19 protein-coding genes and 1 pseudogene are annotated in these 23,535 nt (G+C 62.6%); 12 read left to right on the top strand and 8 right to left on the bottom strand.

All coding sequences use genetic code 11. The annotated features are described in order from the left end of the window. Nucleotides 1-101 precede the first annotated feature (101 nt). Nucleotides 102-2,009, top strand: a complete 1,908-nt coding sequence (locus tag PSH91_RS02040; protein WP_370695183.1) for a methyl-accepting chemotaxis protein — start codon at nucleotides 102-104, stop codon at nucleotides 2,007-2,009. 147 nt (nucleotides 2,010-2,156) lie between these two features. Here the strand turns inward: PSH91_RS02040 and PSH91_RS02035 are convergent. The 6 genes and pseudogenes from PSH91_RS02035 to PSH91_RS02010 form a co-directional block, all read right to left on the bottom strand. After that, nucleotides 2,157-2,626, bottom strand: a pseudogene (locus PSH91_RS02035) (chemotaxis protein CheW). Then, nucleotides 2,619-8,543, bottom strand: coding sequence for an Hpt domain-containing protein (locus PSH91_RS02030; protein WP_305467147.1), 5,925 nt, complete (start codon nucleotides 8,541-8,543; stop codon nucleotides 2,619-2,621). The pseudogene PSH91_RS02035 and the gene PSH91_RS02030 overlap by 8 nt, the downstream one beginning before the upstream one ends. Nucleotides 8,544-8,764: 221 nt before the next feature. Continuing rightward, nucleotides 8,765-10,825, bottom strand: a complete 2,061-nt coding sequence (locus PSH91_RS02025; protein ID WP_173407474.1) for a methyl-accepting chemotaxis protein — start codon at nucleotides 10,823-10,825, stop codon at nucleotides 8,765-8,767. A 213-nt stretch (nucleotides 10,826-11,038) separates the two neighbouring features. Then, nucleotides 11,039-11,578, bottom strand: a complete 540-nt coding sequence (locus tag PSH91_RS02020; protein ID WP_047225996.1) for a chemotaxis protein CheW — start codon at nucleotides 11,576-11,578, stop codon at nucleotides 11,039-11,041. A 10-nt stretch (nucleotides 11,579-11,588) separates the two neighbouring features. Beyond that, nucleotides 11,589-11,954, bottom strand: a complete 366-nt coding sequence (pilH, locus tag PSH91_RS02015) for a twitching motility response regulator PilH (protein WP_047226188.1) — start codon at nucleotides 11,952-11,954, stop codon at nucleotides 11,589-11,591. Between the two features lie 47 nt (nucleotides 11,955-12,001). Next, nucleotides 12,002-12,430 carry a PleD family two-component system response regulator gene (locus PSH91_RS02010; RefSeq protein WP_047225997.1) on the bottom strand — a complete coding sequence of 143 codons (429 nt, stop codon included), beginning with the start codon at nucleotides 12,428-12,430 and terminating at the stop codon, nucleotides 12,002-12,004. A gap of 223 nt (nucleotides 12,431-12,653) precedes the next feature. Here PSH91_RS02010 and gshB point away from each other — a divergent pair, with 223 nt between their 5' ends. The 7 genes from gshB (at nucleotide 12,654) to PSH91_RS01975 (ending at nucleotide 18,656) form a co-directional block, all read left to right on the top strand. Further along, nucleotides 12,654-13,607 (top strand): glutathione synthase, encoded by a 954-nt coding sequence (gene gshB / locus PSH91_RS02005; RefSeq protein WP_047225998.1) that lies wholly within the window; start codon nucleotides 12,654-12,656, stop codon nucleotides 13,605-13,607. Between the two features lie 77 nt (nucleotides 13,608-13,684). Continuing rightward, nucleotides 13,685-14,581, top strand: a complete 897-nt coding sequence (locus PSH91_RS02000) for an energy transducer TonB (RefSeq protein WP_047225999.1) — start codon at nucleotides 13,685-13,687, stop codon at nucleotides 14,579-14,581. Between the two features lie 179 nt (nucleotides 14,582-14,760). Then, on the top strand, nucleotides 14,761-15,330 hold the full coding sequence (locus PSH91_RS01995; protein ID WP_047226000.1) for a YqgE/AlgH family protein: 570 nt from the start codon (nucleotides 14,761-14,763) through the stop codon (nucleotides 15,328-15,330). After that, complete coding sequence (gene ruvX / locus PSH91_RS01990) at nucleotides 15,330-15,767, top strand: Holliday junction resolvase RuvX (protein ID WP_047226001.1); 438 nt, start codon at nucleotides 15,330-15,332, stop codon at nucleotides 15,765-15,767. Before PSH91_RS01995 ends, ruvX begins: the two co-directional genes overlap by 1 nt. Nucleotides 15,768-15,852: 85 nt before the next feature. Beyond that, nucleotides 15,853-16,359 carry a bifunctional pyr operon transcriptional regulator/uracil phosphoribosyltransferase PyrR gene (gene pyrR, locus PSH91_RS01985; RefSeq protein WP_274090489.1) on the top strand — a complete coding sequence of 169 codons (507 nt, stop codon included), beginning with the start codon at nucleotides 15,853-15,855 and terminating at the stop codon, nucleotides 16,357-16,359. A gap of 24 nt (nucleotides 16,360-16,383) precedes the next feature. After that, on the top strand, nucleotides 16,384-17,388 hold the full coding sequence (locus PSH91_RS01980; protein WP_047226003.1) for an aspartate carbamoyltransferase catalytic subunit: 1,005 nt from the start codon (nucleotides 16,384-16,386) through the stop codon (nucleotides 17,386-17,388). Further along, on the top strand, nucleotides 17,385-18,656 hold the full coding sequence (locus PSH91_RS01975; protein WP_076383024.1) for a dihydroorotase: 1,272 nt from the start codon (nucleotides 17,385-17,387) through the stop codon (nucleotides 18,654-18,656). The genes PSH91_RS01980 and PSH91_RS01975 overlap by 4 nt, the downstream gene beginning before the upstream one ends. A gap of 121 nt (nucleotides 18,657-18,777) precedes the next feature. On the opposite strand, the gene PSH91_RS01970 is transcribed toward PSH91_RS01975, so the two are convergent. After that, the gene (locus tag PSH91_RS01970) at nucleotides 18,778-19,206 is read right to left on the bottom strand and encodes a TM2 domain-containing protein (protein ID WP_047226005.1); all 429 of its coding nucleotides are present in this window, start codon (nucleotides 19,204-19,206) and stop codon (nucleotides 18,778-18,780) included. A gap of 249 nt (nucleotides 19,207-19,455) precedes the next feature. Here PSH91_RS01970 and PSH91_RS01965 point away from each other — a divergent pair, with 249 nt between their 5' ends. After that, nucleotides 19,456-20,067 carry a C40 family peptidase gene (locus PSH91_RS01965; protein ID WP_173407475.1) on the top strand — a complete coding sequence of 204 codons (612 nt, stop codon included), beginning with the start codon at nucleotides 19,456-19,458 and terminating at the stop codon, nucleotides 20,065-20,067. A gap of 144 nt (nucleotides 20,068-20,211) precedes the next feature. On the opposite strand, the gene PSH91_RS01960 is transcribed toward PSH91_RS01965, so the two are convergent. Then, on the bottom strand, nucleotides 20,212-21,246 hold the full coding sequence (locus PSH91_RS01960; RefSeq protein ID WP_107321399.1) for a type IV pilus twitching motility protein PilT: 1,035 nt from the start codon (nucleotides 21,244-21,246) through the stop codon (nucleotides 20,212-20,214). Between the two features lie 54 nt (nucleotides 21,247-21,300). Between PSH91_RS01960 and PSH91_RS01955 the strand changes: the two genes are divergently transcribed. Genes PSH91_RS01955 through PSH91_RS01945 form a run of 3 tightly spaced genes read left to right on the top strand, consistent with a single transcriptional unit; the run spans nucleotide 21,301 to nucleotide 23,449 of the window. After that, nucleotides 21,301-21,987, top strand: coding sequence for a YggS family pyridoxal phosphate-dependent enzyme (locus PSH91_RS01955; protein ID WP_047226008.1), 687 nt, complete (start codon nucleotides 21,301-21,303; stop codon nucleotides 21,985-21,987). 42 nt (nucleotides 21,988-22,029) lie between these two features. Then, a complete protein-coding gene (proC, locus tag PSH91_RS01950; protein WP_047226009.1) occupies nucleotides 22,030-22,848 on the top strand; it encodes a pyrroline-5-carboxylate reductase in 819 nt (272 codons plus the stop codon). 10 nt (nucleotides 22,849-22,858) lie between these two features. Then, nucleotides 22,859-23,449, top strand: coding sequence for a YggT family protein (locus PSH91_RS01945; protein ID WP_047226010.1), 591 nt, complete (start codon nucleotides 22,859-22,861; stop codon nucleotides 23,447-23,449). Nucleotides 23,450-23,535: the final 86 nt, after the last annotated feature.

The following is a 23,535-nucleotide window of genomic DNA, read 5'->3' as shown; positions in this document are numbered from 1 at the left end:
GCCAGGATTCTCAGTTCATTTCTACAGATCCCTCCCGCCCCGCCGATACAGCTCCCATAAAACCAATTCAGTGCAGCAAGGGAGAAATCAGCATGTTCCGAATGCTTACCCAGAGTCTGGGAAACGTAAGCGTCAATCGCAAACTCGGCTTCGGCTTCGGTCTGGTGCTATTTCTAACCTTGATGATCGCTTTCACCGGCTGGAGCGGCCTGGGCAATGTCATTAGCCGTGGCGACAAGCTGGGCTACATTTCCAGCCTGAACGAGTTGAGCAAGGACCTGCGCCTGGCACGCCTGGACTACTACACCACGCGGGGTGAAAACGGTCCGCAGGAAGTCAACGATCTGCTTGCCAAACTCGAGACCGGCCTGACCGCAGCCCGCCAGATGATCGAGCAGCCGGCCGACGTGGCGCTGATCGACAAACAACTGGCCGCTGTGGCCGAGTACAAAAGCGCCTTCGCCGAGATGGCCAGCGCCACCGTCAGTCGCGAAGATGCCCGCAGCAAACTCGGCGCCAGCGCCGACAACGCCGTGGCCCGCGTCGCCGAGGTTGAAAAAGCCACGCTGCAAAGCGAGAACGTCGCCCAATTCAACAGCGTGGTATCCCTGAGCAAGGCGATCCAGCAAGCGCGTTATCAGGTTCGCGGCTACACCTACAGCGGTAAGAACGAAGCCCAGCAACCGGCCCTTGACGCCATTACCGATGCCCTCAAACTTCTCGCACGCCTACCGGCGCAGTTGCCTGAGGAGCACTCCGCCAACCTGCAGCAAGCCAGCGATTCGATCAACGCCTACCGTGCGGCGGTCAGTCAGTTTCGCGATTCCCAGCTTGATACCGCCGCGGCGCTCAAGCGCATGACCGAGCAAGGCGAAGTATTGCTTGAGTCCAGCAAAAGCCTGACCGTGTCCCAGACCGCCGTGCGCGACCAGGACGCCGCCCAGGCCAAGACCGTCCTGGTATCGGCTGCCGTGCTGGCCATGTTGTTCGGCGTGATCGCAGCATTGGTCATCACCCGGCAGATCGTCGGCCCGCTGGACCAGACCCTCAAAGTCGCCGAGCGCATTGCCGCGGGCGACCTGACCCACAACCTCACCTCCGAGCGCCGCGACGAACTCGGTCAATTGCAGCGCGCCATGCAGAGCATGACCGTGGGCCTGCGGCAGTTGATCGGCGGCATCAGCGACGGCGTTACACAAATCGCCAGCGCCGCCGAACAACTCTCGGCCGTGACCGAGCAGACCAGCGCCGGGGTCAACAGCCAGAAAGTGGAAACCGACCAGGTCGCCACCGCCATGCACGAAATGACCGCCACGGTGCAGGAAGTGGCGCGCAATGCCGAGGAAGCTTCCGAAGCGGCCGTCGCGGCTGACCAGCAGGCACGCGAGGGTGAAAAAGTGGTCGGCGAAGCCATCGCCCAGATCGAACGCCTGGCCCTCGAAGTGGGTAACTCCACCACAGCCATGGGCGACCTCAAGCGCGAAAGCGACAAGATCGGCAGCGTGCTGGACGTGATCAAGTCCGTAGCCCAGCAAACCAACCTGCTGGCCCTCAACGCGGCCATCGAAGCGGCCCGTGCGGGCGAAGCCGGACGTGGTTTCGCGGTGGTGGCTGACGAGGTCCGCAGCCTGGCCCAGCGCACCCAGAAGTCCACAGAAGAAATCGAAGAACTGATCGTCGGCCTGCAGTCAGGCACCGAGCAGGTCGCGACCATCATGGACAACAGCCGCAGCCTGACCGACAACAGCGTCGAACTGACCCGCCGCGCCGGTGGTTCCCTGGAAAACATCACCCGCACGGTCTCGGCCATTCAGTCGATGAACCAGCAGATCGCCGCTGCGGCCGAGCAGCAGAGTGCCGTGGCCGAGGAGATCAACCGCAGCGTGCTGAATGTGCGCGATGTGTCGGAGCAAACTGCGTCGTCCAGTGAAGAGACGGCCGCTTCGAGCGCTGAATTGGCGCGGTTGGGGGTTCATTTGCAGACGTTGGTGGGGCGGTTCAGGGTTTGATGACTTGGGGCTGCTTACTTGAGTTTTGTGTGTATATCCGTTGCTGCGGTAACGGCGGCAATGGATATGTACTCAGTCAACAAAACCCTGGCCGGCTATCAGCCCGACTTCGCGAGCAAGCCCGCTCCCACAGGTACCGTGTCTGACCTAGCTTTTTGCCAACCCCGAGGCAACGACCAACTCTTCCAGGGCCAACAAATCCGGCACCTTCGCCACATGCTCTCGCCCACTTGTACCGCCGCCTGTTCCAGCCCACACAGCGGTACATCGACGTAGCTCAACTGGGTGTCGAGTTTGTAGGAACGCGGGATACCCTGGACCAGCAGCGCAATGAACCGCAACTCCGGGCGCCCGCCCAGGGCATTGAGCACGACGATGCGCGCACGCTCGCCGATCACGGTTTTCTGGCCGCAGGCCGACTCGAAACTCAGCAACGGGATTTGCCGTTCGCGCCAGCTCACCCAACCCAGGAACCACGGCGGAGTGTCCATATCGAACGCGCTGCTCTGGTAGTCGATCAGCTCGGCCACGGCCACGTTGGGTAAAATCAGATGCCGGTCGGCCAAGGGTAGCAGCAGCCCAGTGATGTGCCCGGTACGCGGGTGAAGGTCATGCATGGGTTTTGCTCCAGCGGGCGATGCTGTCGAGCAGCACCGATTCCTGGTACGGCTTGCCCAGGTAGTCGTTGACGCCGATGGCCATGGCGCGGTCGCGGTGTTTCTGGCCGGTGCGGGAGGTGATCATGATGATCGGCAGGTGGGCCAGGCGCGGGTCATTGCGTACTTGCGTGGCCACTTCGAAGCCGTCCATGCGCGGCATTTCGATGTCCAGCAACATCAGGTCGGGGGAGTGTTCGGCCAGCAGCGCCATGGCATCCACGCCGTCCTTGGCGGTGAGCACGTGCATGCCGTGGCGCTCCAGCAGGCGGCTGGTGACCTTGCGGACCGTCACCGAGTCGTCCACCACCAGCACCAGCAATGCTCGCGGGTGTTCGCCCTCGCCTTGCGCCGCTGCCGGGCGGCGTGGGACCTGATGAGGCAAGGCGCGGATCGGCGCCAACAGGTCGAGAATCAACACCACCCGGCCATCGCCCAGGATCGTCGCCCCCGACAAGCCCTGCACCGCCGAAAATTGCGGGCCGAGGCTCTTGACCACGATCTCCCGGGTCCCGGCGGTAGCGTCCACTTGCACCGCGATATGCCGCTCGCTGCATTGCATCAGCAGCACCGGCAACGGTTGGCTCTGGCCCAACAGTTTCGGGCGAGCGCCGGTTTTCAATAGCTCACCCAGGTAGCACAGCTCATAGCGTTGCCCGGCGTAGGTGTAGGTCGGCGGGTCGAGCTGGTAATAGCCATCCAGTTCAGCGGGCAACACCCGGACGATACTTTCGATGGTGTTCAGTGGGATCGCGTACTGGTCTTCGTGACATTGCACCATCAACGCCCGGTTCACCGCCACGGTAAACGGCAGGCGAATGCGGAAATGCACGCCCTGCCCCGGTGTGGAGTCGATGACCATGCTGCCGCCCAGTTGCCGCACCTCTTCGTGGACCACGTCCATGCCGACGCCGCGCCCGGAAATCTGGGTGATTTTTTCGGCGGTGGAAAAGCCCGGCTGCAAGATGAATTGCAGCACGTCGCGGTCGCTGATGTCGCTGTCCGGTGCCAGCAGACCACGCTTGATCGCCTTGCTGCGCACCGCCTCCAGCGGCACGCCGGCGCCGTCGTCGCGAATGTCGAAAATGATGTCGCCACCTTCCCGGGACAGGTCGAGGCTGATGCGCCCCCGGGCCGGTTTCCCGGCAGCGATGCGCACGTCGGCTGGCTCCAGGCCGTGGTCGACGGCGTTGCGCAGCATATGCTCCAAGGGCGCGGCCATGCGCTCCAGCACGCTACGGTCCATTTCGCCTTCAGCATTGCCAACCACGAACTCCACGTCCTTGCCCAACTCCTGCGCCACTTGCCGCACGATGCGTTTGAGGCGCGGCAACATGCGCTCGAACGGCACCATGCGCGTGCGCATCAACCCTTCCTGAAGTTCGGTATTGACCCGCCCCTGCTGTTGCAGCAGGTTCTCAGCGTCGTGATTGCTGCGTTCGAGGGTTTCCTTGAGATCGAGCAAGTCCGAGGCCGATTCGAACAGCGCCCGGGACAATTGCTGCAACTGGGAATGCCGGTCCATCTCCAGCGGGTCGAATTCTTCGTAGCCCAGGCGCTCGGCCTCGACCTGCTGGCGACTGAGGATCCGGCCCTGGGTTTCGGTATCAAGACGGCGCAACTGGTCGCGCATGCGCTCGATGGTGGTTTCCATCTCGCCCAGGGCCACGCGCGCGTCGTTGACCTGCTGTTCGATACGCCCACGGAAAATCGAGGTTTCCCCAGCCAGGTTCACCAGGTCGTCGAGCAGTTCGGCGGAGACCTTGACCATGTCCGCGCCGTCGCTCGGGGTGCCGGTCTCAGGCCTTGTGGGCGCAGGCGGCGGGGTCGGGGTCGGGGCCGGTTCCGGCGCGGGGACGACTTTGGGCGTCTCGCTGTCCTGCGGATGATTCACCGCCTGGATCTGCGCGATCAGCCGGTCGGCAACGGGGCAGGGGTGGCCGGCGCGTACCGCATCGAGCATCTGCGCCAGCCGGTCATGGCTGCTTTGCAGCAAGGCGAACAGCGCTGGAGTCGGTTGGAGCAGCCCCGCCGACAAGCCTTCATAGAGATTTTCCAGCTCATGGGCCAGGTCGCCGATGGGGACGATTTCCACCATCCGCGCACCACCCTTGAGGGTGTGCAAATCCCGCAACAGCGTTTCCAGGGCCTGACGGTTCGATGGTTCGTCCTGCCAGCGCAGCAGCGCTGAGCCTGCGCTGTCGAGAATGTCAAAACCTTCTTCGAGGAAGATTTCCAGCAGCTCCGGGTCATGTCCGGCCCCCTCGCCCTGGATCGCCCCTGCCGAATCGATTGGGTTCGGCTTGTCCTGACGGAACCGGCGAATGGCGTCGATCAGCGCAACGGGATCGCCCAACGGCTGGCCCTGCTGCAACTGCCCGAGCAGCAGATCGAGGCGTTCGTGACTGCTGCTGAGCAGTTGCTCGAGTTCCTCGCTGTGGCTGTAACGGCGGTCCACCAGCCCTTCGTAGAGATTTTCCAGCTCCTGGGCCAGGTCGCTCACCGGCCGGATATCGGCCATTCGTGCGCCGCCCTTGAGGGTGTGCAAGTCGCGTTGCAACGAGGACAGCGGCGCTGCGTTGTCCGGGTCGGCCAGCCAACGTTGCAGGGCCTGGGCGGCGCTTTCGAGGATGTCCTGCGCCTCTTCGAGGAAGATCGAGGCAATGTCGTCGTCCACTGAGGTCTCAGCAGGGGCGCTGCGCTGCAGTTCCGCTGTCGCGTTACCCAGTTCGCGGATGCTCAGGGTGCGGCTGCCATCGCTACGGATCAGGCCGGTGGCGGATGGGTCCAGGCTCTCTTGGAGCAAGCCGCGCAGGGCCTGCACCCGCTCGGGCTGCGAGTGCACGTGTTGCCCGGCGGCCAATTCATCGAGCATGTCGATCAAGGCTTCATGGGCGCGCTGCGCTTCCTGGAAAAACACGTCGCTGACTGCCAGGCTGCTTTCCTCCACTGCGCCATAGAGATCGAGCAAGGCTTCACAGAGCTCGTCCACCGGGTGCAAGTCGGCCAAGTGCGCGCCTTCGCCGAGGGTGGTCAGCTCGTCCAGCAGTGCACTGAGTTCCTGGCCTTCGCCGGGGTGCTGCTGCCAACGGCGCAACAGGTTTTCGGCATCGAGCAGGATGTCCATGCCCTGGGCGAGGAAGTTGTTGATCAGTTGGGGATCGCGCTTGGTCCGCAAGCCTTTGTCCGGTGCACTGAGGGCCGTTTGCAGGCGCTCGGCCAGCAGCGTTTGGGTTCGCTGGATCAGCTCTTCTGCGCCGGGGATCGGCGCCAGGGGGTCACCGTGCAACTGACGCAAGCCCAGGCGCAACAGGCCCTCGGCCTCCAGCAGCAATTCAGTTTCATCAAGGTCGAGGGCGATCAGGTGCGCCTTGTATTCCCGGGCCAACTGGTCCATCGCGCCGGCCAGCTCGGCAATCGGCAACACGCCGGCCATTGATGCGCTGCCCTTGAGGGTATGCAAGGCTCGCTGCAATTCGTCGTTGGCCTGCAGCGGCAAGTGTTCGGCGGCCTGGTCGAGAAAGCGATTGAGGCTGGCAAGGTGACCCTGGGCTTCGTTGTCGAATATCTTCAGCAACAACGGGTCGAGGGCGGCGACATCCTGGGCGTCTTCATCGTCATCGACGCCCTTTGCCAGCGCATGGGCACGGGCGGCCAGACGGTCGACATCGTCGCGCTGACGCTGGCGGTTGTCTGCAAACTCGCTCACCAGGGCCGGTAGCAACTGCACCGTGTCATCGAGCAACTGCCGGACCGCAGCACCCGGCTCAACACTGCGCTCCAGCACCCGGTTGAGCAGGTTTTCCACAGCCCAGGCCAGCTCACCCAAGACCAGCGCCCGCACCATCCGACCGCTGCCCTTGAGGGTATGGAAGGCCCTGCGCAATTCGGCCAGGGCGCCATGGTCGTCAGGGTGAGCGACCCAGCGCGGCAGGTATTCGCGCAAAACGTCGAGCACCTCGTCGGCTTCTTCAAGGAAGACCTCGCGCAGCTCGTCGTCCACCGGATGCTCGTCCAACGGCGGCGGCAGCAGGCTACCCGGCGTGCTCCGGGCCGGCGGGTTGACCGCCGAGACCGGGCTGGCCAGCATTTGGGCCAAGGACTGCACGGTCTGCGGGTCATCCAGCTCCTGCAAGTCCTGCATGACCTGGGCCTCGTTCGGGCTCAGCACATCGTCAAGCAACGGCACCCGGGCTTCGTCGGGGAAATAACCGAGGGCACCCAGGCTGCGCTCGACCACGTCCAACAAGGGTTCGCCGGGCGTTTCCGGGTCTTCGCTCAAACGTTCCAGGTAATATTCGAGGCCGGTGATTACGTCGGCCAGGTGATCGAGTTCTTCCCAGCCCGGCTGGGCGTGGTCCAACAGCAGATGCTCGCGAATGAAACCATTGCACGCCTCCACAAGGCTGGCGGCGCGGCTCAAGGGGATCATCGCCAGCGCGCCGCGCACCTGGGTCAGCAACGCCGGTAGCGCTTGCAGTTGTTCGCTGTTCCAGTCGGCGTCGATGTAGTCGACGATCATGTCCTTGGCCTGTTGCAGGCAGGTGTGGGCTTCCTTGATGACGATCTGGTGGATCTGGGTCAGGTCTGTGGTGGGCAGGTGGCTGTCTTCAGGGCTCTCGGGCTCGACGGTGCCGACCATGCCGGCCAGAGTGGCCTCGACGTAGAGCAAGGCCCCGGCGACATCCATGAGCGTCGCGTCATCCGGCTCGCGATGACCTTGGGCGAGGCTCAGGACCACCGCCAATTGATCGATGATCACTTTTCGCGGCTGACCGAAGCCGAGCACCGCCAGGGTGTCGGCGATCTGTCGCAGGGGCGCCAGCAGGCTGTCCAGCTCCGAGGCGTGCTGGCGGTCACTGCGTACGAACAGGTCGAGCCGCTCCTTGACCCGCACCAGCTCTTCGCAGAGTGCGGCGAGCACCGAGCGCATGGCATCGCGGTCCGGTCCGGCCAGGCGTGCGCGTTCTTCGTCGACCATGGCGCTGTCGGGCAGCGCGTCGTCCAGTGAGTAGCGTTCTTTCATGATCTGCATCTGCCCGCTGGGATGTTCGGCCTTGGCAATATAGAACAACAAACTCGTCAGCAACTGTGGCGGCGCCGGTTGATTGATGCCTTGCAGGCCCTGGTCCAACAGGCGCTTGAGTTCCTTGTCCGCTTCCTTGAATAAGCTGCGCAGGGCCGGGCTATTGGCGATACGCCCCTCGCGCATGCCTTCGACCAGGGCCGACGCCACCTGCCACAGCGCATTGAGCGGTGCGCCGGCGCACAGCCCTTCCAGGCGGTGGAAGACCTTGGCCAGATAGCCGAGATGGGTGGCGTCGTCCTGTTCGCGCAACAGCCCCACCAGAGCCACTTGCAGGGTCTGGCGCAGTTTGCGCAAGGTGTTGGGCAGGTCAGGCGGTTCGAGTCGCTTCAAGGCCTCGTCACTGAGCGGCGCGATCAGCGGTAACTCTGGACTGAACAGGCTGGTCTCCGACAACAGGCTCTCGCCCCGGGCGCTGCGCAAATCATTGATCAATGGCAGCACCACCAACGGCAGGTCGCGGCGGGCACCTTGGATGCGGTCCAGATAGATCGGCAACTGCCCAAGGGCCTGGCTCAACAGACTGATGGCTTCGTCGCGATGGGCGATGCGGTTGTCCTGCAGGGCGACGCACAGCTGTTCCATCTCCTCGGCCAGCAGCGCGGCACCATAGAACTCGACCATCTGCAGGCCGCCGTGCACCTGATGAATGCACGCCAGGCAATGCGCGAGGGCATCCGCCGCCTGCGGGTCGTCCACCAGGCGATTGAGCGCCAGATGGGCCTGCTTCAGCGTTTCGGCAATCTCGCCCTTGACCCACTCCAGGGCCACATAGTCGTGCCGATCACCCATAACCACTCCAAATCAACAGTCTAAGACGCAGGAACATCAGCCCTTGTGGCGAGGGGATTTATCCCCGCTGGGCTGCGAAGCGGCCCCCTGCAATGCAGAATCCAACATCTATGTCCCAGACCGGCTATTTTGGGACTGCTTCGCAGTCCAGCGGGGATAAATCCCCTCGCCACAAAAGCTTCCTCGCCACATGACCCTTCTCAATATACAGATCCAGCCAGTTACGCCTTGTTCTCATCCGCCGCAGCCGCCGCCGGCAAAGTAAACCCCGACACCGAACGACGCAGCTGACTGGCCATTTTCGCCAGGTTGCCGATGCTCTCGGCGGTGGCGGTGGAGCCGGAAGAGGTTTGCGTGGTGATCTGCTGGATCACGTTCATGGTCAAGGAAATCTGCCCCGCCGAGGTGGTCTGTTGCTGCGCCGCGTTGGAAATGCTCTGGATCAGCGCCGCCAGGGTCTTGGACACGCCTTCGATTTCTTCCAGGGCCACCCCGGCATCCTGGGCCAGTCGGGCGCCACGCACCACTTCGGTGGTGGTCTGTTCCATGGAAATCACCGCCTCGTTGGTGTCAGCCTGAATCGCCCGCACCAGGGTCTCGATCTGCCGGGTCGCCGCCGAAGAGCGCTCCGCCAGCCGCTGCACTTCATCGGCCACCACCGCGAACCCGCGCCCGGCGTCACCGGCCATGGACGCCTGGATAGCGGCGTTGAGGGCCAGGATGTTGGTCTGGTCGGCAATGTCATCGATCAGGCTGACAATGTCGCCGATTTCCTGAGACGACTCACCCAGGCGCTTGATGCGCTTGGCCGTGTCCTGGATCTGCTCGCGAATGTTGTCCATGCCATGAATGGTGTTGTGCACCACCTCGTTGCCTTTGTTGGCGATCTCCACGGAACGCTCGGCCACCGCCGACGACTCGGCGGCATTGGCCGAGACCTGATCGATGGACTGGGCCATTTCATTGATTGAAGTCGAAGCTTCGGATATCTGCTGGGCCTGATGTTCGGAAGCCTGCGCCAGGTGCATCGCCGTAGCCTGGGTTTCCTGCACCGCAGCGGCGACCTGGCCGGCGGTGAGGTTGATGGTGGCCACAAGGTCACGCAGTTGGTCCACCGAATAGTTGATGGAATCGGCGATGGTGCCGGTAAAGTCTTCGGTAACCGAGGCGGTCACGGTCAGGTCGCCATCGGCCAGGTCTTCGATCTCGTCCAGCAGACGCATGATCGCGTTCTGGTTGCGCTCATTCTTTTCTGCGGTTTCACGCAACTGCCGGTTGGTTTCGCGGACCATCACCAGCCCGATCAGGATGATCGACATCAGCGCCAACAGACCCAGCACATAACCACCGATGGCGTTTGCGGAACGCCCGCCGGCCAGGTTTTCGAACGCGGTGGCCAGGTGCGACGCTTCGTCCAGCAAGGTTTGCGACAGGTTGAAGATGTTGCCTGCCGACTCGCGCACCTTGAACAACTCAGGAGAGGTTTCGAGGATTTCGTCCACCGAGCCGGAGACGAATTCGAAGAGTTCGCTGATCTCACTCAGGCGGGCCCGGGCATCGCGGTCCTGTACTTGGGAGATCTTCAAGGCCGGGTCACCTTGCGACATGCCATTGAGCACCTGACCAAAACGTGCGGCATCGCGGCCAAAGGTATCGGCGGCCTGACTGGCGTTTTCATCCCCCGCCAGCACGGTGTTCACCGCCCCGAGAATCCGTTCGGCCAGCAACGACTGGCGCTGGGCCATGGCGACCTGCGCGGCGGGCGCGCCGCGCTGCAGGAGAATTTCGACGACTTTTTCGTACTCGACCTGCAACTGCGGCACGGTTTCGGCGAGGGTTGCCGCCACCTGATGCAGCGACAGCACAGTCTGTTCGCTGGACAGGATGGCATCGGTGTTCTTGAGCAAGCGTTCCCAGTCCAGCTGTACGGCACGCATCTGCGGGCGCAGGGCAGCAGGTGCCGGTGGCAGGCCGGTCACCGGGTCGCCTTGCTTCAGGTAGCCCCAGCGCTGGGCGAAATCATTGCGCGCCTCGCTCAGCAACTTGAACGCCGCAGCCTTGCCGGCGGCCGCCTCGGTGGCGTTCTTCGCGATGCGCTGGGACAGCACCCGCAACTCACCGGCGTGGCCGATGTACTGCTTGTCGTAGTTGGACTGGGTGTTGAGGTAAGCGAAGTTGGCGAACAGCAGCATGATGAAGACAATCAGCGCGACGAACAGCACGATGATCTGCGAACGACTACGCGACGCTTCCAGAGGCTTACCTGTATTTGCTTTGATCATCGGTTCTCGCCTGTACTGCCCAATCCAACCCACTCACCACTGCCAACTGTAAGCAAGCCCTTGTAGTGCAGCCTGCTCAATCAGTGTGACTCTGTGGGAGCAAGGCTTGCCTGCGATGAAAACAACACGGTTTCCCGCCAACCGAGGCGCCGCCATCGCGAGCAAGCTTTGCTCCCACTGGCTCGTTCCCACAAGGGACCGTGTGGCATCTCGTCAAACAGCTACATCCATGAACCCCGGCGAGCGCGTCAGCGCAAACGGGCTGAACACCTGCCACTGCCGTTCACCGCGAAACCGGCCCTTGACGAAGGCCGACTCCGGGCCGTCAAGGTCGTCCATCAGCGTCGGCTCCAGGCTGTCCTGGGCAAAATGCTGCAATCCGAGGACTTCATCCACCAGCAACCCGGTAAAGACCTCGTCATGATCCACCACCAGCACCCGCCGCTGCTTGCGCACGCTCGACAGCTCATGGCCGAAGAAACCGCACAAATCCATCAACGGCAATAAGCGCCCGCGCAGATTAGCCACACCACGAACCCATGGCTTGACCCCGGGCAAATGTGTGTAGCGCGGTTCGTGCAGCACTTCGCTGACTTCGCCCATGGGCGCCACGTACCAGTGTTCGCCGAGGCGAAAACCGATGCCGCTCCAGCTGTCGCCGTGGGTCGGTTGTGACGGCAGGTCCGCCCCCAGCAGCCGGCAACGCCGGTCGATCTGCAGGAGCAGTTCGAAAGCGGTCAGGGATTGGCTCATGGCCGTGTCATCAACCCGCCAGCACGTTGTTCAGGGTCTTGATCAGGGTTTCTTCGTCCACCGGTTTGGTCAGGTAGTCCTTCGCGCCTTGGCGAGTGCCCCAGACCTTGTCGGTGTCCTGGTCCTTGGTGGTGATGATGATCACCGGGATGTGCCCGGTGTCCGGATCCTTGGTCAACTGGCGCGTGGCCTGGAAACCGTTGAGGCCGGGCATGACGATATCCATCAGGACCGCGTCGGGCTTTTCCTGGCGAGCCAGGGCCACGCCGTCGGCGCCGTTTTCGGCCTTCAGGACCTGGTGGCCGTGCTTTTCCAGCATGCCGGTCAGTTTGTACATTTCGGTCGGCGAATCATCGACGATCAGAATTCGTGCCATGGTGTTCCCCATTTTTTGTTGACCCCAGGCCCGATGGCCGAGTGTCATTAATGTGCCTGGTGCGGCTGGACAGCGGCAAAGCCCGGAACATGAGCCCGTATCGCGCCCAGCAGTTCTTCCTTGCTGAAAGGCTTGGTCAAAAACTGATCGGAGCCGACGATGCGCCCCTTGGCCTTGTCGAACAAACCGTCCCGGGACGACAACATGATCACCGGCGTGGCCTTGAAAACGCTGTTGTTCTTGATCAGGGCACAAGTCTGGTAACCGTCCAGGCGCGGCATCATGATGTCGACAAAGATAATGCCCGGATGATGGTCGGCGATCTTGGCCAGGGCATCGAAGCCATCGACCGCCGTGATGACCTCGCAACCCACGTTGCGCAACAAGGTCTCGGCGGTGCGGCGGATGGTCTTCGAGTCGTCGATGACCATGACCTTCAAGGCGCTGGGTTGCTGCTGCGTAAGATGCTCTGCCATTGCCACTGCAAACCGGTTTTTAACGCGTAAGTGTGAACGACAGCGCAAACCCTTGATGTTCAAGGCCCGCACGTCACATGCCAGCCTTTTTAGCACAGTCTCCATCGCCGATCTATCGGCCGCTCGGTACAGTGGTTTTTCCTTGACCGCCAATCTTCCGGGCGCCACTCTGACGCCACTTTTTCACACCATTTGTGCCCATCAATTTTCGAGGAACCAAGCCATGAGCGTACGCGTCGGCATTGTCATGGACCCTATCGCCAGCATTTCCTATAAAAAGGATAGCTCGCTGGCCATGCTGCTGGCCGCTCAGAAGCGCGGCTGGGAGCTGTTCTACATGGAACAGGGCGACCTCTACCAGGCCGAAGGTCAGGCACGGGCGCGGATGAAGCCGCTGAACGTCTTCGCCAACCCCGAAAAATGGTTTGAGCTGGGCGCCGAACGCGATGCGCTGCTCAGCGACCTGGACGTGATCCTCATGCGCAAGGATCCGCCCTTCGACATGGAGTTCGTGTATTCCACCTACCTGCTGGAGCAGGCCGAAAACGCCGGTGTGCTGGTGGTCAACAAACCCCAGAGCCTGCGCGACTGCAACGAAAAGCTGTTCGCCACGCTGTTCCCGCAATGCACGCCGCCCACCATCGTCAGCCGTCGCCCGGACGTGCTGCGTGAATTCGCCGACCATCACGGCGACGTGATCCTCAAGCCCCTGGACGGCATGGGCGGCTCCTCGATTTTCCGTCACACCGCCGGCCACCCCAACCTGTCGGTGATCCTGGAAACCCTGACCCTGCACGGTCAGCAGCAGATCATGATCCAGGGATACCTGCCGGCCATCGTCGATGGCGACAAGCGCATCCTGATGATCGACGGCGAACCGGTGGACTATTGCCTGGCGCGCATTCCCGCAGCCGGCGAAACCCGCGGCAACCTGGCGGCCGGCGGGCGTGGCGAGGCGCGTCCGTTGACTGAAAAGGACCGCTGGATCGCGGCCCAGGTCGGCCCGACCCTGCGGGAGAAGGGTCTGCTGTTCGTGGGCCTGGACGTGATCGGCGAGCACCTGACGGAAATCAACGTCACCAGCCCGACCTGCATCCGCGAGATCGACAACGCCTTCGGCACCGACATCGGCGCGATGCTGATGGATGCCATCGATCAGAAGCTCAAGGCTCGTTGATCCAGATCCTGCTGAAGGAAACCCACATTGCGTTATCATGCCCGGCCTGAAAAAAACGCGATGTTGGTTTCCTTGCCATGACCCTCCCGTCCGATCTGCCCCAAGAGCTCGCCCATCGCGGCGTGCGCCCGGCTGATCGTCTCGGTTTTACCCTGTTCCTGGCGGCATTGATCCACTTGGCACTGCTGCTGGGCGTCGGGTTTGCCACGGTAGAACCCAAACAGATCAGCCAGACCCTGGAAATCACCCTGGCCACCTTCAAAAGCGAAGCCAAGCCACAAAAAGCGGACTTCCTCGCCCAGGAAAACCAGCAAGGCAGTGGCACCCTGGAAAAAAAGGCGACGCCCAAGACCACCCAGATCGCGCCATTCCAGGACAATAAAGTGCAGAAGGTCACACCGCCGCCAGCGGCCAAGCCCGAGGTCCGGGAGACGGCGCCCAAGGCCGCCGTGACCACCGTGGCGCCGAAGCCGAAAAAAGCCCCGGTCAAGGAAGAGGTCAGGCCCGACCCCAAACCCAAGGCCCCGGTGCCCACCTTCGACAGCGCCCAACTGTCCAGCGACATCGCCAGCCTGGAAGCCGAGCTGGCCCAGGAACAGCAGTTGTATGCCAAACGCCCGCGTATCCACCGCCTGAGCGCCGCCTCGACCATGCGCGACAAGGGCGCCTGGTACAAAGATGAGTGGCGCAAGAAAGTCGAGCGCATCGGCAATCTCAACTACCCCGACGAAGCCCGGCGCAAGCAGATCTATGGCAACTTGCGGCTGCTGGTCTCGATCAACCGCGACGGCTCGTTGTATGAAGTGCTGGTGCTGGAGTCCTCCGGCCAGCCATTGCTGGATCAGGCCGCCCAGCGGATCGTGCGCCTCGCCGCGCCGTTCGCACCGTTTACCGGGGACCTGTCGGACATCGACCGCCTGGAAATCATCCGCACCTGGAAGTTCGCCCGGGGCGATCGTCTCTCCAGCAACTGACCCCATCCCCTTGTGGGAGCGAGCCTGCTCGCGATAGCAATCGAACATCCAGCATTGATGTCGCCTGACACACCGCATCGCGAGCAGGCTCGCTCCAACAGGGGTTTCGTGACAGTCTCCGGCATTTGCTGCACATCCCCAGCTTGTCAGTTCGCCCCTGCGCCGCCACACTAGCGCCTATGAAAAACGTCAGCCCCACCTACCTCAAGCATCACTTCCTGATTGCCATGCCACACATGGCCGATCCGAACTTTGCCCACACCTTGACCTACATCGTCGAGCACACGGCCAATGGGGCCATGGGGCTGGTGATCAATCGACCGCAGGAACTGAACCTGGCGGACATTCTTGAGCAGTTGCGCCCGGATGTAGAACCGCCACTCTTGTGCCAGCACGTCCCGATTTTCATCGGCGGCCCGGTGCAGACCGACCGAGGCTTCGTGCTCCACCCGACGGGGCCGTCCTACCAGGCCACCGTGGACCTGGATGGCGTATCGCTGTCCACCTCCCAGGATGTGCTGTTCGCCATCGCTGACGGCGTAGGCCCGGAAAAAAGCCTGATCGCCCTCGGCTATGCCGGTTGGGAAGCCGGGCAATTGGAAGCCGAGCTGGCCGATAACGCCTGGCTGACCTGCCCGTTCGACGCCGACATCCTGTTCAACACCAGCAGCGAACTGCGCCTGGAAGCAGCGGCCAGCCGGCTGGGGGTCAACCTCAGTCTGCTCACCAGCCAGGCAGGACACGCCTGATGGCCCTGCGCTTGCTGCTGGGCTTCGATTACGGCACCAAACAGATCGGCGTGGCGGTCGGCCAGGTGATTACCGGCCAGGCCCGCGAGCTGTGCACCCTCAAGGCGCAGAACGGCGTTCCCGACTGGAACCAGGTCGAAGCGCTGATCAAGGAGTGGAAACCCGACGCCGTGGTGGTCGGCCTGCCCCTGAACATGGACGGCACGCCCAGCGAGATGTGCGTTCGTGCGGAGAAATTCGCCCGCAGGCTCAACGGCCGCTACAACCTGCCTTTCTATACCCACGACGAGCGTCTGACCACGTTCGAGGCCAAGGGCGAACGCCTGGTACGTGGCGGGCAGAAAGGCAGTTACCGCGACAACCCGGTAGACGCCATCGCGGCCGCCCTGCTGCTGCAAGGCTGGCTCGACGCCAACGCCGCTCTGTTCGAAACCTGATTTTTTTGAAAGCGCCGCCAGGGCGCTTTCTTTTAGCGATAAACCGGGCCTCTGACCACCGGCCCGGGAACCTGAAGGAGCCAGCATGAGCCTGCCCAATCCCGCCGAACTGATCAGCCAGATGGCGATTCGTCTCACGGCGCATCTGGAACAACGCGGCATCAGCGAACCGCGCTACATCGGCATTCGCACCGGTGGCGTCTGGGTCGCCCAGGCCTTGCTCGAAGAACTGGGCAGCGATGCGCCGCTGGGCACCCTCGATGTGTCGTTCTACCGCGACGACTTCAGCCAGAACGGCCTGCACCCGCAAGTGCGCCCTTCGGCCCTGCCGTTCGAGATTGAAGGCCAGCATCTGGTACTGATCGACGATGTGCTGATGAGCGGCCGGACCATCCGCGCCGCCATGAACGAACTGTTCGATTATGGCCGCCCCGCCAGCGTGACCCTGGTGTGCCTGCTGGACCTGGACGCCGGCGAGCTGCCGATCCGCCCGAACGTGGTCGGCGCGACGCTGACGCTGGCCGCTCACGAGCGAGTCAAGCTGTCCGGCCCCACGCCGCTGCAACTCGAACTGCAAGACCTTGCCCTTTAACTGCCCTTGTAAGAGTCCATTGCGATGACGCCTCTCGAAACCAAGCGAGCGCTACAGCTCAACGATCAGGGCCAGCTGCGGCACTTCCTGTCCCTCGACGGCCTGCGCCGCGAGCTGCTGACGGAAATCCTCGACACCGCCGATTCGTTCCTCGAAGTCGGGGCCCGGGCGGTCAAGAAAGTCCCGTTGCTGCGCGGCAAGACCGTGTGCAACGTGTTCTTCGAAAACTCCACCCGCACCCGCACCACCTTCGAACTGGCGGCCCAGCGACTGTCGGCGGACGTGATCACCCTGAACGTGTCCACCTCCTCGGCGAGCAAGGGCGAAACCCTGCTCGACACCTTGCGCAACCTCGAGGCCATGGCGGCCGACATGTTCGTCGTGCGTCACGGTGATTCCGGCGCGGCGCATTTCATTGCCGAGCATGTATGCCCACAAGTGGCGATCATCAACGGCGGCGACGGCCGTCACGCCCACCCAACCCAGGGCATGCTGGACATGCTGACCATCCGTCGGCACAAGGGCAGCTTCGAGAACCTGTCGGTGGCTATCGTCGGCGACATCCTGCACTCGCGGGTGGCCCGTTCGAACATGCTCGCCCTCAAGACCCTCGGCTGCCCGGACATCCGCGTGATCGCGCCGAAAACCCTGCTGCCCATTGGCGTCGAGCAGTATGGCGTGAAGGTCTACACCGACATGACCGAAGGCCTCAAGGACGTGGACGTGGTGATCATGCTGCGCCTGCAGCGCGAACGCATGACCGGCGGCCTGCTGCCGAGCGAAGGCGAGTTCTACCGCCTGTTCGGCCTGACCACCGCGCGCCTGGCCGGGGCCAAGCCGGACGCCATCGTCATGCACCCGGGGCCGATCAACCGCGGGGTGGAGATCGAGTCGGCAGTGGCCGACGGACCACATTCGGTGATCCTCAACCAGGTGACCTACGGCATCGCCATCCGTATGGCCGTGCTGTCCATGGCCATGAGCGGGCAAACGGCCCAGCGCCAATTCGACCAGGAGAACGCCCAGTGAAGCTCAGCATTCTCGGCGCACGCGTGATCGATCCGGCCAGCGGCCTGGATCAAGTGACTGACATCCATATCGATGCCTGCAAAATTGTCGCCCTTGGCGCCGCTCCGGCCGGTTTTACCGCCGTCGATACCCTCAACGCCCAAGGCCTGGTGGCCGCCCCTGGCCTGGTGGACCTGAACGTCGCCCTGCGCGAACCCGGTTACAGCCGCAAAGGCAGTATCGTCAGCGAAACCCAGGCCGCCGCCGCCGGTGGCGTGACCAGTTTGTGCTGCCCGCCGCAGACCAAGCCGGTACTGGACACCTCGGCCGTGGCCGAGCTGATCCTTGATCGCGCCCGCGAAGCCGGCAACACCAAGGTCTTCCCTATCGGCGCCTTGAGCAAAGGCCTCGATGGCGAGCAATTGGCAGAACTCATTGCGCTACGCGACGCCGGTTGCGTGGCGTTCGGCAATGGCCTGAACAGTTTTCGCAATACCCGCACCCTGTGCCGCGCCCTGGAATACGCCGCGACCTTCGGCCTGACGGTGATCTTCAACTCCCAGGATCACGATCTGGCTGAAGGCGGGCTGGCCCACGAAGGCCCGACCGCCAGTTTCCTCGGCCTGCCGGGCATTCCGGAAACCGCCGAGACCGTGGCCCTGGCCCGGGACCTGCTGCTGGTGGAACAAAGCGGCGTGCGCGCACACTTCAGCCAGTTGACCAGCGCCCGCGGCGCCGCACTGATCGCCCAGGCCCAGGCTCGCGGCCTGCCCGTCACCGCCGATGTGGCACTGTACCAACTGATCCTGACCGACGAAGCTCTGATCGACTTCAACAGCGTCTATCACGTCCAACCGCCGCTGCGCACCCGCGCCGACCGCGATGGCTTGCGCGAGGCTGTGAAGTCCGGGGTGATCTCGGCCATCTCCAGCCATCACCAGCCCCACGAGCGCGATGCCAAGCTGGCACCATTCGGCGCCACGGAACCGGGCATCAGCAGTGTCGAACTGTTGCTGCCACTGGCCATGACACTGGTGGAAGACGGATTGCTGGACCTGCCGACCCTGCTCGCACGCCTGAGCAACGGCCCGGCCGACGCGCTGCAATTACCGGTGGGTAAACTGGCAGTGGGCGCGGCGGCGGACCTGGTGCTGTTCGACCCGGCGGCGTCCACTGTGGCGGGTGAAGCCTGGCGCTCCAAGGGTGACAACTGCCCGTTCCTTGGCCACAGTTTGCCGGGGGTGGTGCGTTATACGCTGATGGATGGGCGGATTACTCACCAGGCCTGACATCGCGTCGGTCTTATCGCGAGCAGGCTCGCTCCCACAGGGATCTTCGGTGAACACATAACCTGTGAACACCTTGATCCAGTGTGGGAGCGAGCCTGCTCGCGATGCAGGCGACTCGGTCTTAGTGAAAAGCCCCGCGCTTCTGCGCATTGCGAATCGAGACCTGATCGTTCAGCGTCCAGAAGTCATACAGCACCCCCAGGAAAAACACCCCGCCAGTCAGCAGGTAAAGGATGCCGGTGAGCCATTTGCCCTGGTACATGCGGTGCACACCCAGCACACCGAGAAACGTCAGCAGAATCCACGCCACGCTGTACTCGAGGGGACCCGGGGTGAAGCGCAGATCGGCCTCCCGATCCATGGCCGGAATCAGGAACAGGTCGATCAGCCAGCCGATGCCCAACAGGCCGAAGGTGAAAAACCAGATCGTGCCGGTGACCGGCTTGCCGTAGTAGAAGCGGTGGGCGCCGGTAAAGCCGAAAATCCACAAGAGATAGCCGATCACTTTGCTGTGGGTATCGCGTAAAGCGTCCTGCTGATAGCTGTTCATGAATCGCCTCTTTTGCCTCGATAGATAAATTTGTTCGGATTATTTGTGACTTTTTTATGGATTGCCGACAAGCGGTCTCCAGCGTCAGGAACCCGGTAAACCCCCGTGCTGTCTGGGTTCTGTCAGACAATCAGGTCAATATGTCGCAATTATGCGGGTTTCACCTGGGGTTGCGATTCGACAAACGGCCTCGGAACAGTAAAAAAAGCTGTTATAAAGTTGCGCGCTTACCTTCAAGAGCCCTGCCTAATGCGTCCATTTATCAAGACATGGCTAACCATTTGCCTATTATTGCCCCTGGCCGCCCACGCCACCAATCGTGAGCAACGTCTTCCCAACGTCAACGGCTACACCCCCAAATCCCATGTTTCTGCTCCTTCGAGCAAGAACAAGCGAAACGCCCAGCGTTTGAGCACCGCCAATAGCAAGCTGGTTCCGGTCATGACCGCCAAGACAAGCAGCAACGTCTTGAGCCGTGCCGTGAACGTACTGGGAACACCTTACCGTTGGGGCGGCAGTAGCCCAAGCAAAGGTTTCGATTGCAGCGGCCTGGTGAAGTACGCCTTCAACGATGCCACCTTCGACCTGCCGCGCACTTCCAATGCGATGGCCAGCGGTCACGGCCAGAAGGTCGATCGCAAGGACCTCAAGCCCGGCGATCTGATCTTCTTCAAGCTCAAGAGCCGCCGGGTCAACCACGTGGCCATCTACCTGGGTAACGACCGCTTCATCCACGCCCCGCGCCGTGGCAAGTCGGTGACCATCGACACCTTGAACAAGCCGTACTGGAACAGCCACTACGTCCTTGCCAAGCGAGTGCTGCCCAAAGAGTCGAAAGGGATGCAGCTGGTTCAGCGCTGATTTGAAAGTGGCACATTTGCCAGTTCAAGCAAACTGTGGGAGCTAGCCTGTTCGCGATAGCGGTACATCCGTCAACTTCAATGTTGGCTGATCCAACGCTATCGCGAGCAAGCTCGCTCCCACAGGAGGTTTTGTGGCCGATCCTCAGAAGTTATCCGGCGTACGCGCCCGCTCCCGCGCATGTTCGCGACTGATCAGCCCCTTGTTCAGCAAATCCTTCAAACACATATCCAATGTCTGCATCCCCAGCGACCCACCGGTCTGGATCGCCGAGTACATCTGCGCCACCTTGTCCTCGCGGATCAGGTTACGGATCGCCGACGTTCCCAGCATGATTTCATGAGCCGCGACCCGGCCGCCGCCAATCTTCTTGACCAGCGTCTGTGAAATCACCGCCTGCAAGGATTCGGACAACATCGAACGAACCATGGATTTCTCATCCCCCGGGAACACGTCCACCACCCGGTCGATGGTCTTGGCCGCCGAGGTGGTGTGCAAGGTGCCAAACACCAGGTGACCGGTTTCGGCGGCGGTCAGGGCAAGGCGGATGGTCTCCAGGTCACGCATCTCCCCCACCAGAATCACGTCCGGGTCTTCGCGCAGGGCTGAGCGCAGGGCCGTGGAGAAACTTTGGGTGTCGCGGTGCACTTCGCGCTGGTTGATCAGGCATTTGCGCGGCTCGTGGACAAACTCGATGGGATCTTCGATGGTGAGGATGTGATGGTGTTTGTGGGTGTTGAGGTAGTCGATCATCGCCGCCAGGGTGGTGGACTTGCCGGAGCCGGTCGGCCCGGTCACCAACACCAGCCCGCGAGGCGCCTCGGTCACCTTGCGAAACACATCGCCCATCCCCAGGTCTTCCATGGTCAGGACTTTCGACGGGATGGTCCGGAACACCGCACCTGCACCGCGATTCTGGTTGAACGCATTGACCCGGAACCGTGCGACGCCCGGCACGTCGAAGGAAAAGTCGGTTTCCAGAAACTTCTCGTAATCTACCCGCTGCCGGTCGTTCATGATGTCGTAGATCAGCTCATGGACCTGCTTGTGGTCCAGGGCCGGCAGGTTGATCCGCCTCACATCGCCATCGACACGGATCATCGGCGGCAGCCCGGCGGACAAGTGCAGGTCCGATGCGCCCTGTTTGGCGCTGAACGCCAGTAGCTCAGTGATATCCATAGCGCTCCTCAATTCCAGTAGAATGCCGCGAACCTCACCGCTGGCGCTTCTTTAATGTCCACGATAGCAGACAACATTGCTCAGGTTAGATCGCGTATCCGCGCAGCCGAACAAGCCGCCCACCGCGACGAACACAGCGTGCAGCTGCTGGCGGTGAGCAAGACCAAGCCCGCCCAGGCCCTGCGTGAAGCCTATGCCGCCGGCCTGCGGGACTTTGGCGAGAACTATCTGCAGGAGGCGCTGGGCAAACAGGCCGAACTGACCGACCTGCCCTTGATCTGGCACTTCATCGGCCCCATTCAATCGAACAAGACGCGCGCTATCGCCGAACATTTCGACTGGGTGCATTCCGTGGATCGTTTGAAAATTGCACAACGCCTGTCCGAGCAGCGCCCGGCCGACCTACCGCCGCTGAATATCTGCATCCAGGTCAACGTCAGCGGTGAAGACAGCAAATCCGGCTGCACCGCGGCGGACCTGCCCGCTCTGGCCAGCGCCATCAGCGCGTTGCCACGCCTGAAGCTGCGTGGGTTGATGGCGATTCCCGAACCGACCGAGGAGCGTGCCGCCCAGGATGCCGCCTTCGCAGCGGTTCAACGCTTGCAAGCCGATCTGAAGCTACCGCTGGACACCCTTTCCATGGGCATGAGCCATGACCTCGAGTCGGCCATTGCCCAGGGCGCCACCTGGGTGCGGATCGGTACCGCGCTGTTTGGTGCGCGCGACTATAGCCGTAGCTAGCCGTACGCCATGCTGACTCAACTCTCTAATCAAGGACCTGTCATGAGCAACACACGTATTGCCTTCATCGGCGCCGGCAACATGGCCGCCAGCCTGATCGGCGGCCTGCGGGCCAAGGGTCTGGACGCTTCGCAGATCCGCGCCAGCGATCCGGGGGCCGAGACTCGCGCCCGGGTGAGCACAGAGCACGGCATCGAAACGTTCGCCGACAACGCCCAGGCCATCGAGGGCGCGGACGTCGTCGTGCTGGCGGTCAAGCCACAGGCGATGAAAACTGTCTGCGAGGCCATTCGTCCAAGCCTCAAACCCCATCAGATGGTGGTGTCGATCGCCGCCGGCATTACCTGCGCCAGCATGAACAACTGGCTCGGGTCCCAGCCGATCGTGCGCTGCATGCCCAACACCCCGGCGCTGCTGCGCCAGGGCGTCAGTGGGCTGTTCGCGACCGCACAAGTGACCGCCGAACAGCGCCAGCAGGCCGAAGAGCTGCTCTCGGCCGTAGGCCTGGCACTGTGGCTGGAAACCGAGCAGCAACTGGATGCGGTGACGGCCGTGTCCGGCTCGGGCCCGGCATACTTTTTCCTGCTGATCGAAGCCATGACCGCCGCCGGTGAAAAACTCGGCCTGCCGCGCGAAACCGCCGCCAAACTGACGTTGCAGACCGCCCTGGGCGCCGCCCACATGGCAGTGTCCAGCGATGTCGATGCGGCCGAACTGCGGCGCCGGGTGACTTCGCCAGCCGGCACCACCGAAGCCGCCATCAAATCGTTCCAGGCCGGGGGCTTCGAAGCCCTGGTGGAAAAAGCACTCGGCGCCGCCGCGCACCGCTCGGCCGAAATGGCCGAACAACTGGGCCAATAAGGAGCCATTCATGATCGGATTGAACACTGCAGCGGTCTACGTGCTGCAAACCCTCGGCAGCCTGTACCTGCTGATCGTACTGCTGCGCTTTGTGCTGCAACTGGTGCGCGCCAACTTCTACAACCCGCTGTGCCAGTTCATCGTCAAGGCCACCCAGCCATTGCTCAAGCCACTGCGCCGGATCATTCCGAGCGTGTTCGGCCTGGACATGTCGTCGCTGGTACTGGCGATCATCGTGCAACTGGCGCTGATGGCCCTGACCCTGCTGCTGACCTACGGCACCACCGGCAACCCGCTGCAACTGCTGATCTGGTCGATCATTGGCGTGACCGCGCTGTTCCTGAAGATTTTCTTCTTCGCCCTGATCATCAGCGTGATCCTGTCCTGGGTCGCTCCCGGCAGCCACAACCCGGGCGCCGAACTGGTGAACCAGATCTGCGAGCCGGCGCTGGCACCGTTCCGCCGCATCGTGCCGAACCTCGGCGGCCTGGATATCTCGCCGATCCTGGCGTTCCTGGTGCTCAAGCTGATCGACATGCTGGTGATCAACAACCTGGCGGCGATGACCATGATGCCGGAAATCCTGCGCCTGCTGATCTAAAACGCTGCAGCCTTTCCTGTGGCGAGGGAGCTTGCTCCCGCTGGGCTGCGAAGCAGCCCCAAAGCGGGCGCCACCGTATCCCGGAC

It is taken from the genome of Pseudomonas sp. FP1154, assembly GCF_030687245.1.
GTDB lineage: Bacteria > Pseudomonadota > Gammaproteobacteria > Pseudomonadales > Pseudomonadaceae > Aquipseudomonas > Aquipseudomonas rhizophila.
Note: the sequence above shows the minus strand (reverse complement) of the source record. Positions and strands in the feature narration are given on the sequence as shown.